Raw genomic sequence first — 15,478 nt, forward strand, 5'->3', positions numbered from 1 at the left:
CGTCTTTGTCGTAGCAGGATGCGTCATGTTCATGAATCACAAAGTCTGCATAACCGATGCGTCATGTTCATGAATCACAAAGTCTGCATAACCACAGATCAGCTTATGCTCTGCATCGTAGCAGGCATCTGTATGCTTATGTACACCTAGTGAATCTGTCGTACAGGCAAGCTCTTTCTCCTTCTCATAATGCGAGCTGTAACAGTTTGCGTCGTGTTTGTGCTCTGTAATACCGCACTCTGCTTTGTTTTCCATCGTTATAGCTGGTAGAATCAGCATATATGTCGTTACAAACACAACAACAACCGCCAATGTGGTAACTATTCGATACCACATTTGACGTTTCTTATGATCCTTCATGATTGAACGAATCTGTTTTCTTAACGGATTTTCCAAAACAGACGCCCCCTTTCTCCTACTTGATCCGGCCAAAGTTTGTAAATGGCCAGACACAAAATACTAATTTTCCAACAATTTGCTCCTGTGCCACACATCCGACAGATGTGCTTCTGCTATCAACTGAAACGCTTCGATGATCACCCATAACAAATACTCTTCCTTCAGGCACTTGATATGGCAAGTCTATATCGCATTCGCCAAGCGCCTTTTCAAATACGTATGGCTCATCGAGGGGTGTTCCATCAACTGAAACATTTCCCTCTTCGTCGATATCTACCCACTGTCCTGCTGTTGCAATCACACGTTTTACTAAGATCTTATTATTGTAGTAAAATGCAATTATGTCCTGCGCTTCAAATTCCGAACCAGAAACAGAGACAACTATGTCTCCATCTGATAAGGTCGGCGTCATGGACGTACCATAGATCTGTAAAACAGGTAACACCAAAGTAGCTACCAGTACTGCTACTGCCGCCACTGTAATGAGTGTATAAACCGTGCTTCGAAGCGTGCTCCTGTAGCTCTTTTTGTAAAGCTCTCTGTGAAGCTCTTTTTCAAGAGTCTCTATCGGCGGCACTTCAAGTGGTTGTTTTTTATTTCTTTTCATGAGACACCTCCACCTACACTGGGAGATGTCTCAAGGCACGTCCATGTGGTTGGATCGCTGCCTTCACTAGAATTGTTTTTCTCGATCTCTTCTTTTTCTTTTTCTAACTGAGCATACAGAGCGTCTCTTTTTGCCTCGCTCTCATAACGAAGCCGCCTGCAATACTCCTGTGTATCTTCTCTCATCACAGCACATGCATCGAGTGTCTTCTGGCGAAGCGCCTGGAACTCTACATTCTTTTCGTGCTCCATACGCTTGATACTTTCGATGTATTGGGATGCTGCCTGATCTGCAGCTTTGAATATGTCGTTTAATGCGAGAGCTGCTTCTGCAATCGAACCTGTCTGCTGCAACTGAATCGTCCGATCATCAAGCTGTTTCTGAAGCTCGTCAACCTTCTTTTTAAGTGACTCGACTTCTTTTGATTGCTCAATAAGCATTTCAAGAAGCTCCGCGCGACTTAAACGTTTGCTGTCTTTGCCCTCTTTGCTGTCATCTCCCTGCATATTCCATACTCCTTCCAAGTTTTCACTGTTTCCAGCTGAACTGATGAACATGCTTTTTTCGCTTACTTAAACAGTAGCACATTTCAAACATTTTGTAAAGTACCATTTTTGTTTTTTTTTCATACTTTCTTGTGATTTTTTTCATTTTTGTTGTAATTATCTATAATCATAATTCATATATATATCACTGTTTACTGCAAATCACATAATAGGAATAGGTTTGACTTCTCTCCTCTCTTATGCTATAATGTAAGAAATTTTTAAGATTTGTAGTTAATGTGATTTTTTATATAACGGGGGAATTTCAATGGTTGTTATAAGCAAAACGTTTTCGATCCCGCAATTTTATGATTCTCATGCGATTGCACCCTTAAAGGATCTTGTATTTCTTGATATTGAGACGACAGGACTCACACCTGCTACCTCTTCTATTTATCTGATTGGTGCGGTCTATCATCAGCAGATGGAGTGGCATATCAGACAGTGGTTTTCTGATTCGCTTAATTCTGAGCAGGAGATCCTTGAGGACTTTTTTTCTTTTATAAAGAATTATCAAGTTGTTGTTTCTTTTAATGGTGAAACCTTTGATATTCCATTCTTAAAGAAATGTGCTGCTGCCTATGGTCTTAATACTGATGCGCTTGACAATATTCGCAGCTTTGATCTGTACCGCCACTTGCGTCCTGTAAAGACACTTCTGCAGCTTGAGAACTTAAAACTTGCAACACTTGAAAGCTATTTAAATATTTCAAGACTAGATCAGGCTACCGGCAAGGAGATGATCGCTGTTTATCATGATTATCTTGAGACTGGTGATAAGCGTCTTTATCAGGTGCTTCTTCTTCACAATGAGGATGATTTAAAGGCTCTTCCTCAGATTATGCCGCTTTTGTCTTATCTTGATATATTCCGCAGTGAGTGGACACTTGCCGGCTATTCGTTAAGCACTGCATCGTCCTCTCTTACTATTGTGGTGGATTGTTCTGTTAAGGTCCCGGTAGCTGTGACGCGTGAGCTGCCGCTTTGCCGTTTATCGATCCGTGCGAACCAGATCATTATTGAGATTCGTGCTTTTGTCGGGGAATTAAAGTATTTCTTTGATAATTATAAGGATTATTATTATCTTCCTGATGAGGACCGCGCTGTTCATAAGAAGGTCGGCCAATATGTAGACCCGGAGCATCGTGTTCAGGCAAGTGCTTCTACCTGCTACACAAAGAAAAGCAGTACTTTTCTTCCGCTCTCGCATGAGGATATGTTTGATCTTTATAAAGAGGAGTATTCTTCCAAGCAGCTTTTTACAGAATATATAGCTGATCCTGATTTTATTCTCGCCTATGCACATAATGTACTCGAAGATGCACTGAGATGTGCTGTACCTGTTCCTTCTGAGGAGGCGCAGGAAGCACCGCCGGAATTATTTTCTTGAACCGCTTGCTTTAATCAAAAAAGACCGGGTAGTTTTTTCTACCCGGTCTTTTTAAATTCACTTTATTTGATGTATTTCTTACGGATTATTCCTGATCCTCATCGTTTGCAAGAGCCTTCATGCTCAGGCTGATCTTCTTTGCATCTACGTTCAGGTCTACTACCTTTGCGGTGATTTCCTGACCGATGGACAGAACATCCTGTGGCTTCTCTACGCGCTCTCTGGAAATCTGAGAAACGTGAAGCAGTGCATCAACACCTGACTCTAACTCTACGAATGCACCGAAGTCAGTCATACGTGCTACCTTACCAGTAACAACAGTACCTACTGCAAACTTCTCTTCTGCATCCTTCCACGGATTCTCCTCCGGGAACTTCATGCTCAGTGCGATACGATTTCCATCGATTGCCTTTACAAGAACCTTAACCTTATCACCACTCTTGAATACCTTCTTAGGATTCTCGATACGGCCCCAGCTCATCTCAGAAATGTGAAGCAGACCATCTGCTCCGCCTAAATCTACGAATGCACCGAAATCTGTAACGTTCTTTACAGTACCCTCAACGGTCTGACCAACCTCAAGCTTTGCGAAGAGCTCTTCCTGCATCTTCTTCTTCTTCTCGATGATCAGCTCCTTGCAGTTACCGATAATTCTGTGCTTCTTCGGGTTGAACTCAGTAACGATAAACTCAACTTCCTGTCCCTTGTACTTCTCAAGATTCTTCTCGTATACATCGGATACAAGGCTTGCCGGGATAAATACTCTGGTCTGATCAACTACTACACTTAATCCACCAGTGGAGATCTCAGTAACAACTGCCTTTAATACAGTCTTGTTCTCGAATGCGTCCTCAAGAACCTTGCTTCCTCTCTCTGCCTGCAGCTTGCGTACAGAAAGCTGAACCTGGCCCTCGCCGTCGTTCATCTTAACAACCTTAGCCTCGATCTCATCGCCAACCTTTACAAGGTCGCACAGATTTGCATTCGGGATGTTGGTAAATTCGTTGCGGCTAATGACAGCATCTGCTTTATATCCTATATTTAGGACAATCTCGTCTTCCTTTACTGCAATAACCTGACCGGATACAACTGCGCCCTGGCTAATTGCAACTTCTTTCTGCTCACTTAATAATTGTCCGAATTCGTCTGACATGGTGTAGAACCTCCTCAATGATTATATTCGGGGTTGATGCCCCTCCTGTAACACCCACCCTGTCTGCTGTCAAAAACCAATTGGTGTCTAGGTCCTCAGCGGTTTGTATGTAATGGGTATTATTACATTCTTTTTTGCATATTTCAAACAGCTTCTGCGTGTTGGAGCTATGACTCCCACCTATGACCAGCATTCCATCTACTGAGGCTGCGAGACTAGCTGCTTCCTCCTGCCGGTTTCTGGTTGCATTGCAGATAGTGTTAACGTAATTTATATTGTACTCTTTTTTTTCTAATTGGTCAACTATATTTTGAAATTTAATGTAGTGAAATGTCGTTTGTGCTGCCACAAAAACGGGTTTTTTAGGGTCTAATACCAGCTTTTGTGCTTCTTCCGCATCTTTTACAACTGATGCGCCGTCTGTGCTCCATCCTACAATGCCTACAACCTCTGGATGCACAGGATTTCCGGCTATGACGATCTGGTAGCCTTCTTTTGACTTTTCTTCTACAAGACGGTGAATCTTTTTTACAAACGGACATGTCATGTCAATAACACGCATGCCAAGCTCACGCATCTTTGTTTCGGTGTCACGGCTAACACCATGAGAGCGGATTATGACAATGCCCTTTTTAAGTGCTGCAAGCGACTCTAATGTGTCAACTACCTGCACACCTTTATTCTTTAAATCGTTGACCACTTCATCGTTGTGGATGATTGGACCAAAGGTATAGATTGGTGTATCCTTTTCTTCCTCAAGACAACGATAAACTTCGTTTACTGCGCGGCGCACGCCAAAGCAAAAGCCCGCGCTTTTTGCAAGAATTACTTCCATCAGCGTGCCGCCTTTGCAAGCTCTACTACCTTTGCTGCTGCTTCTTCAATTGTCATGTTTGACGTATCAAGGTATACAGCATCATCAGCCTGCTTTAACGGTGCGATATCTCTGTGCGTGTCACGGTAGTCGCGCTCTTTAATATCGGCAAGCACAACGTCATATGGCGTATTATCGCCCTTTGACTGCAGCTCTAAGTAGCGTCTTCTTGCCCTTTCTTCGGCACTTGCTGTCAGAAAGATCTTTACATCTGCATTAGGAAGAATACATGTACCAATGTCTCTTCCATCCATGATGATATCATTTTCCTGTGCAATCTGTCTTTGAAGTGATAAGAGATGCTCTCTTACAGCCGGTACTGCGCCAACTACAGATGCCATATGACCAATATGCTCTTTTCTGATTTCTTCACTTACATCCTCACCATTTAAATATACATGGCGCTCACCGTCGATATAACGAATGGAAACTTCTGTCTCTTTCGCAGTCTCTCCAATAGCGTTTGTATCTTCTTCTGGCACATGCTTACGATATACATACAGACCGATTGCGCGGTACATGGCGCCTGTATCTACATATATATAGGAAAGCTCGCTTGCTGCAAGCTTTGCGATGGTGCTTTTTCCGGCTCCTGCCGGACCATCAATTGCGATGTTAAAACCCATTTGTTTGTCTCCTTTTCTTTTTACGATTCTTCTGCGAGGCGTTTCGGTGAAGTGTTTGTCACGCTATTCACGTATTTATACAATACTATCCCCTACCAGGCTTCCCGTGGACCATGCAAGCTGCAGGTTGTAGCCTCCTGTGAGGGCATCAATATCTAGTAGTTCGCCTGCAAAATACAGTCCCTGTACAAGCTTTGACTCCATGGTCTTTGGCTGTACTTCCTGCACTTTGACGCCGCCCTGCGTGATAATAGCTTCATTATAACTCCTGACACTAATAATGGTCAATGGGAGATTTTTGGTTAAAGAAACAAGATGGGCACGCTCTTCTTTTGTGATGGCGTTTACTTCCTTGTCTGGATTTATGCCTGACAAAATGACGATCTGCTCTGCTAGTCTTGCCGGGAATAAGCCATTTAATGCATTTTTAAACTGCTTATTTTTTTCCTGTGAGAAGTCTCGCAAAAGTCTTGCATCAAGCTGCTCGTCTGTAAGCGCCGGCTTTAAGTCTATAAAAGCTGAAAGCGGATTTTTATCAAGCTTTTTGACGATTTTACTACTTGCACTTAATACAAGTGGTCCGCTGATGCCAAAATGAGTGAACAACATCTCTCCAAAATCCTCATACAGCTTCTTTTTGCCGTCTTTTACAGTGAAGGTAACATTTTTAAGTGACAATCCCTGCAGTGTGCGGCACCAGTCTTCTTTTGTGTTAACTGGCACTAATGCCGGAAAGCATGGTGTCACTGTATGACCAAGCTCTCTTGCCATGCGGTGTCCGTCTCCCGTGGAGCCTGTTGACGCATAGGAAAGACCGCCTGTTGCAAGCACTATGGCATCGGCGCTTATTTTTTTTCCATCGGAAAGTGACACGCCTGCTGCACGTCCTTCTTCGGTGATGATATGCGTTACTTCCTTATTTAATATAATTTCTACGCCAGCCTTTTTTAAAAGGCGCGAAAAGCAGCTTATGATATCAGAGGACTTATCTGACTCTGGGAATACGCGCTGACCTCTTTCTATCTTAAGCGGACATCCGCCGTTTTCAATAAGTTCCATGACATCTGTGTTGCTGCAGTCAGAAAATGCACTGTAAAGAAAACGTGGATTTGTCACGATCTGGCTCATGATTGTCTCCATATCGGAGGCATTTGTCACGTTGCATCGACCCTTTCCTGTGATAAAAAGCTTTTTGCCAAGCTTTTCATTTTTCTCAAGCAGTGTCACATCATGACCATTCTCGGCTGCCTTTAATGCAGCCATCATTCCAGCGGCACCGCCGCCTATTACTATTACTTTGCTCATAAAAAATTTTCACACAATCCTTTTTTCAAAAAAGGGACCCTTGTTTTCCAAGAGTCCCTTTTTATTATTTTACTGTAAATGATACCTACGAATTGCTCCGCTGCTTCGCAGCTTTCGCAATTCTAGTATCATACCGGGTATGCCTTATTCTTTGTATCCGCAGCAGCTGGATCTACCTTTGTCTGCTGTGCTTCACGATACTTGAAGAACTCAGTAGCAACCTGCGGGAACAGTGCATAGGTCAGTACATCCTCGTCCTGCTGGATATACTGAGCTGCCTCCTTGCGGAATTTGTCTAACTGTGGCTTGATCAGATCTGCCGGACGGCAGGTGATCGGCTTCTCGTCTCCGATTGCCTTCTTCTGAACTTCCTTGTTAAATGGCTTAACAGTCTGTCCAAACTCACCTCTTAAGATCTTCTTAGACTCCTTGGTCATCATCTTGTATCTCTCGCCCTGAAGAACGTTAAGAACTGCCTGAGTACCAACGATCTGAGAAGACGGAGTAACAAGCGGCGGCTCTCCGAAGTCCTTACGTACTCTCGGAACTTCCTCAAGTACCTGATAGTACTTGTCCTCAGCGCCTGCTTCCTTTAACTGACTTACCAGGTTGGAAAGCATACCGCCTGGTACCTGATACATCAAAGTCTTGATGTTAACACCCATAACCTTCGGGTTGATGCGGCCAGACTTAAGAGCTTCCTCCTGAATCGGACGGAAGTAGTCAGCGATCTCTCCCAGAAGCTTCATATCAAGACCTGTATCGTATGGAGTTCCCTTGAAGGTCTCTACCATAACCTCAGTAGCCGGCTGGCTGGTACCCATAGCTAATGGGCTCATTGCTGTATCGATAACATCTGCGCCAGCCTCAACTGCCTTCATATATGTCATGGATGCAACACCAGAGGTGTAGTGGGTATGAATCTGAATCGGAAGCTTTGTTGCGCTCTTAAGAGCTGTAACAAGCTCAGTTGCCTTATACGGAACAAGAAGACCTGCCATATCCTTGATACAGATAGAATCTGCACCCATGGACTCGATCTCTTTTGCAATCTTCTTCCAGTAATCAAGTGTGTAAGCATCACCAAGGGTGTAGCACAGTGCGATCTGTGCCTCAGCATTTGGGTTCTCCTTCTTGATTGCCTTTGTTGCGTTTACTGCTGTCTTTAAGTTACGCAGATCGTTGAAGCAGTCGAAGATACGGATGATATCCATACCATTTGCAACTGACTTCTGTACGAAGTACTCTACTACGTCATCTGCATAGTGATTGTAGCCTAAGATGTTCTGTCCACGGAACAGCATCTGCAGCTTTGTATGCTTGAAGCCTGCTCTCAATTTACGCAGTCTCTCCCACGGATCTTCCTTCAGGAAACGAAGGCTGGCATCAAATGTAGCGCCACCCCAGCACTCTACGGAGTGGTATCCTACCTGATCCATTTTCTCAACGATTGGAAGCATCTGCTCTGTGGTCATTCTAGTTGCCATCAGAGACTGATGCGCATCTCTTAAGACCGTCTCTGTAATTCCTACTGGCCTTTTTACTTGCTCTGCCATTATATTACCTCCAAATTTTATCAGTATACTTTAACTGATGCCTACGAATTGCTCCGTTGCTTCGCATCTTTCGCAATTCTAAAAACATTCGGATTCGCTGATTTTCTTTGAAAATCGCTGCATCCTCATGTTTTTGCGGGTCCCAAGCTCAAAAACCTCATCGTGCAAGCACGATCGGCTTTTGAGTTCGATCCCCTGGCATCATACTCCAAATATTGCCATAAACGTACCTGCCGCAACGGCCGTACCGATAACACCGGCTACGTTTGGTCCCATTGCATGCATCAAAAGGAAGTTGCTCGGATCTGCCTCTGAACCAACCTTCTGTGATACACGCGCTGCCATCGGAACGGCAGATACACCTGCTGAACCGATAAGCGGATTGATCTTGCCCTTTGTAACCTTGCACAAAAGCTTTCCAAGAAGGACACCGCCTGCAGTACCAAATGCGAAAGCGATCATACCAAGTGCAACGATCTTTAAGGTATCCATCTTTAAGAATGCCTCTGCACTGGTAGATGCACCTACAGAAGTACCAAGAAGGATAACTACGATATACATAAGTGCGTTGGAAGCTGTCTCAGTAAGCTGCTTAACAACACCACTCTCGCGGAACAAATTACCAAGCATAAGCATACCGATAAGCGGTGCAGTACTTGGAAGAATCAAAACAACAACGATTGTTACGATGATCGGGAACAGGATTCTCTCCAGCTTTGATACTGGACGAAGCTGCTCCATCTTGATCTTTCTCTCTTTCTCTGTAGTCAGTGCCTTCATGATCGGCGGCTGAATGATCGGAACAAGAGACATGTAAGAATATGCAGCAACGGCGATTGGTCCCATGTACTGTGTCTGTCCTAACTTACCGCAAAGGAAGATAGAGGTCGGGCCGTCAGCACCGCCAATGATAGAGATTGCTGCAGCTGCCTTATCAGAGAATCCCATAAGGATTGCCATAAAGTAAGCCAGATAGATACCAAGCTGTGCAGCAGCACCCATCAAAAAGCTGATTGGGTTTGCGATCAGCGGACCGAAGTCAGTCATCGCACCAACACCCATGAAGATCAGAGACGGCAGAATACTCCACTCGTCCAGAATATAGAAATAATGCAGTAATCCTCCAACACCGTTTGAAGTGTCTTCCGGGTTTGCCATGATTTCCGGATACATGTTAACAAGCAGCATACCGAATGCAATCGGCACAAGCAGTAACGGCTCGTATCCCTTCTTGATTGCCAGGTATAAGAATACCAGTGCAACAAGGATCATTAACAGGTTGCCCCATGACAGATTGAAGAACGCGGTCTGGTGGATTAGATTGCCTAATGTTTCAGTTACATAACTCATTGTCTAATACCTCCCGTATATTTCCTGCATATGCAGGATTCACCTACTTACGTAGGAGCTTCATTAGTTCATTGTAGCAAGTACTGCGCCAGACTCAACGGACTGTCCTGCTGTTACATTGATAGAAGCTACGGTTCCGTCCTGAGGTGCTACGATATCGTTCTCCATCTTCATAGCCTCAAGAACAACGATTACCTGACCCTTATTTACAGCGTCACCAGCGTTTGCCTTAACACCAAGAATCTTACCTGGCATTGGAGCGCTGATCTTTACAGCACCCTGTGCGCCAGCCGGTGCTGCTGCCTTTGGAGCAGCCTTCGGTGCTGCCTTAGGAGCTGCCTTTGGTGCTGCAGCTGCTGCGGATCCGGTTCCTTCTTCAACAGTTACTTCATATACATTGCCATTTACAGTAATGGTATAATTTTTCATCTTAATCTCCTTCTGCCGCTTTGCGGCTGCTTTTATGCTCTTTTCCAGTTGTTTGTCTTGCCAACTCTCTTAATAGAACGAACTACCAGACCATTCGGATCGGTACCTTCGCTTGCTGCGATTGCTGCTGCAATAACAGCTACAAGCTCAAGATCGTCCTCTTCTTCTACTGTTTCTTCTACTACTGGTGCAGGTGCCGGAGCAGGCTCTGAAGCCTTCTTCTTTGCAGCTGCTCTTTCCTCTGCCTCATGGATAAACTTGAAGCAGTAGATGATCAAGCTGATGAAGATCAGCATAATGAATACGACTGCCAGACCCATAACGGTATTTAAGGCTGCCTTTGACATCTTCTCACCCAGTGTATAAACACCGTTGAATGCAACAGAACTTAAATTTCCCTTCTTATCAAAGGTAACAGTGACAACTGCATCACGCTTGTCAAAGGTTCCGTCTACACTGACAACATAAAGCTTGTTCTGGTTTTCGTAGCTGACATCAGCAGAATCCTCTTTGATCTCGCTAACTGCGCCGAGTTCTTCCTTTGCATCTTCCCACGCTGAAAAACCAGCCTCAAATGCAGCGGCCTCATCCTCGTCATTTGCCTCAGCCTTTAACTCGTCAAGTGTTTTCTGCTCATTTACAAGTGTATCAATGAGTGCAACTGCCTCTGTCTTGTAGACAGCCATGTCCTCACTTGCTGTATCAGAAGCACTGGATGAGGAGCAGGCAGTCAGCCCAAACGCACACAGCAGCACACTTAATAATACTGCTAACTTTCTTTTCATATCTACCTCTCATTCCACCCCGTACACACATAGGGGATCATTAATCCGCGATGTGTTCACACGGTACTGTGTTTCTGGATTAAACGGTACCGTGCTTCTTTGCCGGACGGTCCTCTCTCTTTGTGAACAGCATCTCAAATGCTGCTGCAGCGATCTGTCTTGTAGTTTCCGGAGCGATAATGCTGTCTACATAACCTCTCTTAGCTGCAGACTCTGCACTTGCCTGAAGCTTAGCGTAAGCTGCTGCCTTCTCGCTTATAAGAGCATTCTTATCATCTGCCTTTGCAATCTCATCTGCATACATGATCTTTGCTGCACTTACTGGATCCATCATGCCGATGGTAGCCTGCGGCCATGCATATGTCATATCTGCACTGTTGTTCATTGCTAAGGATGCTGTTCCGTTTGCTGCGCCTACGATTACATTTACCTTTGGAGCAGTCATATCATGGAATGCATAAATCAGCTTTGCAGCTGCCTTTGCGATTCTCTTCTCCTGGCACTTTGTTGCCTTGTATCCGGTAACATTTGTCAATGTTAAAACTGGGATGGAGAATGCGTCACAGAAGTTTACGAACTCTGCTGCCTTCTCAGCACCCTCTGCGCTTAAGGTACCGTCGAAGGTCTCAGCCTCCTTGCCCTCTTCGTCATATAAAGCAGTACGGTTTGCAATTGCGCCGATGGTGTTTCCGTTTAAGCGGATAAAGCCAGTTACCATATCCTTTGCGTAATCCTTCTTTACCTCGAAGAAGAAGTTATCATCAGAGATCATTGGCAGGCTAAGTGCCGGATCTGCTGCTGATGCTTCAAGATCTGTACATGCACGATTTAAGTCATCTGTGCACTCGCTGTAGGACATGTCATCCTCGTTGTTTGCCGGCAGAATGCTTACTAAGGTGCGGATGCTCTCTAACAGCTCATCTTCCTGTGCAACTACATCTACCATACCAGCCTCGCTGCTCTGGAATGCTGCGTTTGCTGTATTCTCAGTCTTGTTGCCCTCTAATGCATTTGGAGAATTAACGAACAGCTTTGCGTTCTTTGCCTCCATAAATGTGAAATCAGTCAGAGCCGGAACTACTGCCATACCACCGCCGCAGGTTCCGAAAACTGCTGTGATCTGTGGAACTACGCCAGATGCAAGTGCCTGGCACTCATACAGCTTACCAAATGCCTCTAATGCATCGGTAGCCTCCTCTAATCTCATTCCTGCACAGTCTACCAGACCGATTACCGGTGCACCTACCTTCATTGCAAGGCTGTAAAGCTTTACAATCTTCTTTGCGTGCATTTCTCCGATGGAACCGCCCAGAACAGTTGCGTCCTGGCTGTAAACATAGACAAGGGCACCATCAATAGTACCATATCCTGTTAATACTCCATCTGCAGGTGTTTCTTTGTTCTGCAAATTGAAATCGGTATTTCTGGCAGTAACTGATCCGCCGATCTCAACAAAACTGTTGTCATCAAGCAAAGCACTTATACGGCTGCTTGCTGAATTCTGTGATGTTGTACTCATATTCGTCCTCCGTTTAATTTTTTATTCTAATGGTTAAAACCATCTTCTGCCATTTAACATTGTATCGTTTTTGAGCAAATAATTCAACAAGAATTTGCAATTTTTTGTACTTTTAATAAGACAAACTTCATTTCCTATGGTATAATGAATAAGAATGATAAGGGATACTCTATGTTTTCCCAAAAAGAAAGGAAGTATTTGTTATGGAACGTAAAAATGCATGGAAATCCTGCGATGAAGCAAAGCTCGCACAGGTAAATGCACTCTGCACTGATTATATCAAATTCATCTCCGACTGCAAGACAGAGCGTGAGTGCGTAGAGGAAAGTATTCGTCTGGCTGAGGCTGCTGGATACAAGAACTTAAATGACTGTATCGAGGCTGGTACACCATTAAAGGCTGGCGATAAGGTTTATGCTAACAACATGGGCAAGACAATTGCTTTATTTGTAGTTGGTACTGAGCCGATGGAAAAGGGTATGCATATCCTTGGTGCACACATTGACTCTCCTCGTATTGATGTTAAGCAGAATCCGCTTTATCAGGATGAGGATTTTGCTCTTCTTGATACACACTACTATGGCGGAATCAAGAAATATCAGTGGGTTGCTCTTCCGCTTGCTCTTCACGGCGTTGTTGCAAAGAAGGACGGCACTGTTGTCAATGTTGTAATCGGTGAGGATCCGTCTGATCCGGTACTTGGTATCTCTGATCTTTTGATTCACTTATCTGGTGATCAGATGGCAAAGACTCTCTCTAAGGCAATCGAGGGCGAGAAGTTAAATCTGACTGTTGGAAGCCGTCCTGTTATGAATGCTTCTGATGACTGCAAGGAGCCTGTTAAGGAGCTGATCCTTTCTATGTTAAAGGAAAAGTATGACATTGAGGAAGAAGATTTCCTGTCTGCTGAGCTTGAGATCGTTCCGGCTGGTCCTGCAAGAGATTATGGACTTGACCGCAGCATGATCATGGGCTATGGCCATGATGACCGTGTATGCTCCTACACTTCTCTTGCTGCTATGCTCAAGGTAGAGAATCCTGTACATACAAGCTGCTGTCTGCTTGTTGATAAGGAAGAGGTTGGAAGCAACGGTGCTACTGGTATGCATTCCCGTTTCTTCGAGAATATCGTTGCTGAGCTTATTGCACTGACTAGCGCATCATACAGCGATCTTATTCTTCGCCGCTGTCTGAAAAACTCCAAGATGCTCTCATCTGACGTAAGTGCTGCATTTGATCCAAATTACCCAGAGGTAAATGAGAGAAAGAACAGTGCTTTCTGTGGAAGAGGCTTCACATTCAATAAGTATACCGGTGCTCGCGGAAAGAGCGGCTGCAATGATGCTAATGCAGAGTATATCGCTTACCTTAGAAAGGTAATGGACGATGCAGGCGTATTCTTCCAGACTAGCGAGCTTGGAAAGGTTGACCAGGGAGGTGGCGGAACTATCGCTTATATCCTTGCAAACCTGAACATGGAAGTTATCGACTGTGGCGTTCCGGTTCTTAACATGCACGCACCGTGGGAAGTTGTAAGTAAGATCGACGTTTACGAGACATGTCGCGGATACGAGGCATTCCTTCGCGCAGAGAAGTAAATAAAATTACTCAAATTTTAAACACACAAAAAATCCCCCGGTAGAGGATTTCTCCTCTATCAGGGGATTTTTTTATGGTTACCACGTAGTCGGCAGTCCACCTCCAAATTCATAGCCTGCGGCGCGCACTGCATCTATCCATTCTCCAAGGATCTGTGTGTTTGTCGCTGACTTTGCATGAAGCAGATAGATTGCACCAGGATGAATGCTGTCCATGCAAAGCTGCAATGCCTCTGCCGGATCTTTCTGAGCATCGGAGTTGTAATCTAAATAGTGGAAGCTCCAGAATACGCTCTGGTAGCCGAGGCTTTCTACAAGACCTAATGACTGCTCACTTGTAGAACCCTCTGGGAATCTAAACAGCTTCATCTCGTAACCAAAGTTGTCTTTAACCAGGTTGTGAAGAACCATGATCTCGTTTGTCTGCTCCTCAAGTGAAAGCGATGGCATATTCTTGTGGTTGCAGGTGTGATTTCCTACAGTGTGACCTTCATCAATCATCTGTTTAATGTACTCTGGATTGCTGTCATAAAATTCTTTTGTGACAAAGAAGGTTGCTTTTACGTTCTTCTCGCGAAGTGTCTGAAGAATCTGAGGTGTAAAGCCTGCCTCATATCCCTCGTCCATAGTAAGATAAATTACTTTCTTTGATGTATCTTCAATAAACTTTGCATTATACTTTCCATACAGCTTCTTTAAGTAATAGCATCCATTCGGAACATTTAACGCATCGCGATCCCTATAGTCTGCAATTCCGCTGAACTCATTTGTACTGAGTGTACCTAAATCACCACTCCAAAGCTCCGTAGCTGCGCTTGGTGCCTGTACCTGCTGATTTACAGTTTCTGGTGCCTTATCTGAAAGATATTCACTTGCAATGTAACATGTTGTACCGTTATATTCTACCTTACTCCACTCTGCAGTGTAGCCTATTCTGTGAATGGATGCACCCGCCTCAAGAGAGCCTGCCTTTGCTGCGTCTGTAGAAGCTGTCTCGCGAATATTAACCTTTTGTGTCGCATAAACTTCTTCATCTCGCGGCTCGTAGCCATCTTCTGCCTGTACAGCCTGTGACGATGCAGCTGCCAAGCTTGACGCGCTTGCTGACGAAGATGACGATACATTCACTTCTCCTGGCGCTACCGGAACTGGAATTGCTTCTTCCTCTGTCGTTACAGGTATAGTCTGCTCAATTGTTTGTTCTTGTGTTTGTGTCTGGCTTGGCAGCTGCGGAAGACTTGCTGTATCATTATTTTTTTTGCCGCAGCCTGACGAAGCCATCATTACTGCTGCAAGTACAATTACACTGCTTCTCAATTTCCAATTTCTCATCATTGTTCCT

Annotated in this window: 15 protein-coding genes; 2 read left to right on the top strand and 13 right to left on the bottom strand. The window is 44.5% G+C overall.

Annotation, left to right across the window (positions count from 1 at the left end):
• Nucleotides 1-36: 36 nt before the first annotated feature.
• Genes WJP93_RS13330 through WJP93_RS13340 form a run of 3 tightly spaced genes read right to left on the bottom strand, consistent with a single transcriptional unit; the run spans nucleotide 37 to nucleotide 1,512 of the window.
• Nucleotides 37-396 carry a hypothetical protein gene (locus tag WJP93_RS13330; protein ID WP_337548737.1) on the bottom strand — a complete coding sequence of 120 codons (360 nt, stop codon included), beginning with the start codon at nucleotides 394-396 and terminating at the stop codon, nucleotides 37-39.
• A 19-nt stretch (nucleotides 397-415) separates the two neighbouring features.
• Nucleotides 416-1,006 (bottom strand): signal peptidase I, encoded by a 591-nt coding sequence (gene lepB, locus WJP93_RS13335; protein WP_337548738.1) that lies wholly within the window; start codon nucleotides 1,004-1,006, stop codon nucleotides 416-418.
• Nucleotides 1,003-1,512 carry a hypothetical protein gene (locus WJP93_RS13340; protein WP_337548739.1) on the bottom strand — a complete coding sequence of 170 codons (510 nt, stop codon included), beginning with the start codon at nucleotides 1,510-1,512 and terminating at the stop codon, nucleotides 1,003-1,005. The genes lepB and WJP93_RS13340 overlap by 4 nt, the downstream gene beginning before the upstream one ends.
• Before the next feature lie 307 nt (nucleotides 1,513-1,819).
• On the opposite strand from WJP93_RS13340, the gene WJP93_RS13345 reads away from it, so the two are divergent.
• Nucleotides 1,820-2,941: a ribonuclease H-like domain-containing protein gene (locus WJP93_RS13345; protein WP_337548740.1), complete on the top strand. Its 1,122-nt coding sequence runs from the start codon at nucleotides 1,820-1,822 to the stop codon at nucleotides 2,939-2,941.
• A gap of 85 nt (nucleotides 2,942-3,026) precedes the next feature.
• On the opposite strand, the gene rpsA is transcribed toward WJP93_RS13345, so the two are convergent.
• From rpsA to WJP93_RS13390, 9 genes are all read right to left on the bottom strand, one after another.
• The gene (rpsA, locus tag WJP93_RS13350; protein WP_066563337.1) at nucleotides 3,027-4,094 is read right to left on the bottom strand and encodes a 30S ribosomal protein S1; all 1,068 of its coding nucleotides are present in this window, start codon (nucleotides 4,092-4,094) and stop codon (nucleotides 3,027-3,029) included.
• Nucleotides 4,063-4,929: a 4-hydroxy-3-methylbut-2-enyl diphosphate reductase gene (gene ispH / locus WJP93_RS13355; protein WP_337548741.1), complete on the bottom strand. Its 867-nt coding sequence runs from the start codon at nucleotides 4,927-4,929 to the stop codon at nucleotides 4,063-4,065. The genes rpsA and ispH overlap by 32 nt, the downstream gene beginning before the upstream one ends.
• Nucleotides 4,929-5,594: a (d)CMP kinase gene (cmk, locus tag WJP93_RS13360; RefSeq protein ID WP_227101713.1), complete on the bottom strand. Its 666-nt coding sequence runs from the start codon at nucleotides 5,592-5,594 to the stop codon at nucleotides 4,929-4,931. The genes ispH and cmk overlap by 1 nt, the downstream gene beginning before the upstream one ends.
• Nucleotides 5,595-5,669: 75 nt before the next feature.
• The gene (locus WJP93_RS13365; RefSeq protein WP_337548742.1) at nucleotides 5,670-6,899 is read right to left on the bottom strand and encodes an NAD(P)/FAD-dependent oxidoreductase; all 1,230 of its coding nucleotides are present in this window, start codon (nucleotides 6,897-6,899) and stop codon (nucleotides 5,670-5,672) included.
• A gap of 128 nt (nucleotides 6,900-7,027) precedes the next feature.
• Nucleotides 7,028-8,455: an oxaloacetate decarboxylase subunit alpha gene (locus tag WJP93_RS13370; protein ID WP_227101711.1), complete on the bottom strand. Its 1,428-nt coding sequence runs from the start codon at nucleotides 8,453-8,455 to the stop codon at nucleotides 7,028-7,030.
• A gap of 201 nt (nucleotides 8,456-8,656) precedes the next feature.
• A complete protein-coding gene (locus WJP93_RS13375) occupies nucleotides 8,657-9,805 on the bottom strand; it encodes a sodium ion-translocating decarboxylase subunit beta (protein ID WP_066563327.1) in 1,149 nt (382 codons plus the stop codon).
• A 63-nt stretch (nucleotides 9,806-9,868) separates the two neighbouring features.
• A complete protein-coding gene (locus WJP93_RS13380; RefSeq protein WP_337548743.1) occupies nucleotides 9,869-10,234 on the bottom strand; it encodes a biotin/lipoyl-containing protein in 366 nt (121 codons plus the stop codon).
• 32 nt (nucleotides 10,235-10,266) lie between these two features.
• Complete coding sequence (locus WJP93_RS13385; protein WP_337548744.1) at nucleotides 10,267-11,019, bottom strand: OadG family transporter subunit; 753 nt, start codon at nucleotides 11,017-11,019, stop codon at nucleotides 10,267-10,269.
• Nucleotides 11,020-11,098: 79 nt separating this feature from the next.
• Entirely contained in the window at nucleotides 11,099-12,538 is a 1,440-nt protein-coding gene (locus WJP93_RS13390) for a carboxyl transferase domain-containing protein (protein WP_066563317.1), read from the bottom strand.
• Nucleotides 12,539-12,741: 203 nt separating this feature from the next.
• On the opposite strand from WJP93_RS13390, the gene WJP93_RS13395 reads away from it, so the two are divergent.
• On the top strand, nucleotides 12,742-14,136 hold the full coding sequence (locus WJP93_RS13395) for an aminopeptidase (protein WP_337548745.1): 1,395 nt from the start codon (nucleotides 12,742-12,744) through the stop codon (nucleotides 14,134-14,136).
• Nucleotides 14,137-14,214: 78 nt separating this feature from the next.
• On the opposite strand, the gene WJP93_RS13400 is transcribed toward WJP93_RS13395, so the two are convergent.
• Nucleotides 14,215-15,468 (bottom strand): polysaccharide deacetylase family protein, encoded by a 1,254-nt coding sequence (locus tag WJP93_RS13400; RefSeq protein WP_337548746.1) that lies wholly within the window; start codon nucleotides 15,466-15,468, stop codon nucleotides 14,215-14,217.
• Nucleotides 15,469-15,478: the final 10 nt, after the last annotated feature.

Source organism: Anthropogastromicrobium sp., from assembly GCF_037349415.1.
GTDB classification, from domain to species: Bacteria; Bacillota; Clostridia; order Lachnospirales; family Lachnospiraceae; genus Anthropogastromicrobium; species Anthropogastromicrobium aceti.

Excerpts from the sequence above, each read along its gene's own strand:
- WJP93_RS13375 (WP_066563327.1), bottom strand. The coding sequence starts at position 9,805 with ATGAGTTATGTAACTGAAACATTAGGCAATCTAATCCACCAGACCGCG.
- WJP93_RS13380 (WP_337548743.1), bottom strand. The coding sequence starts at position 10,234 with ATGAAAAATTATACCATTACTGTAAATGGCAATGTATATGAAGTAACT.
- cmk (WP_227101713.1), bottom strand. The coding sequence starts at position 5,594 with ATGGGTTTTAACATCGCAATTGATGGTCCGGCAGGAGCCGGAAAAAGC.
- WJP93_RS13365 (WP_337548742.1), bottom strand. The coding sequence starts at position 6,899 with ATGAGCAAAGTAATAGTAATAGGCGGCGGTGCCGCTGGAATGATGGCT.
- WJP93_RS13400 (WP_337548746.1), bottom strand. The coding sequence starts at position 15,468 with ATGAGAAATTGGAAATTGAGAAGCAGTGTAATTGTACTTGCAGCAGTA.
- WJP93_RS13385 (WP_337548744.1), bottom strand. The coding sequence starts at position 11,019 with ATGAAAAGAAAGTTAGCAGTATTATTAAGTGTGCTGCTGTGTGCGTTT.
- lepB (WP_337548738.1), bottom strand. The coding sequence starts at position 1,006 with ATGAAAAGAAATAAAAAACAACCACTTGAAGTGCCGCCGATAGAGACT.
- WJP93_RS13340 (WP_337548739.1), bottom strand. The coding sequence starts at position 1,512 with ATGCAGGGAGATGACAGCAAAGAGGGCAAAGACAGCAAACGTTTAAGT.
- WJP93_RS13345 (WP_337548740.1), top strand. The coding sequence starts at position 1,820 with ATGGTTGTTATAAGCAAAACGTTTTCGATCCCGCAATTTTATGATTCT.
- WJP93_RS13395 (WP_337548745.1), top strand. The coding sequence starts at position 12,742 with ATGGAACGTAAAAATGCATGGAAATCCTGCGATGAAGCAAAGCTCGCA.
- ispH (WP_337548741.1), bottom strand. The coding sequence starts at position 4,929 with ATGGAAGTAATTCTTGCAAAAAGCGCGGGCTTTTGCTTTGGCGTGCGC.
- rpsA (WP_066563337.1), bottom strand. The coding sequence starts at position 4,094 with ATGTCAGACGAATTCGGACAATTATTAAGTGAGCAGAAAGAAGTTGCA.
- WJP93_RS13390 (WP_066563317.1), bottom strand. The coding sequence starts at position 12,538 with ATGAGTACAACATCACAGAATTCAGCAAGCAGCCGTATAAGTGCTTTG.
- WJP93_RS13370 (WP_227101711.1), bottom strand. The coding sequence starts at position 8,455 with ATGGCAGAGCAAGTAAAAAGGCCAGTAGGAATTACAGAGACGGTCTTA.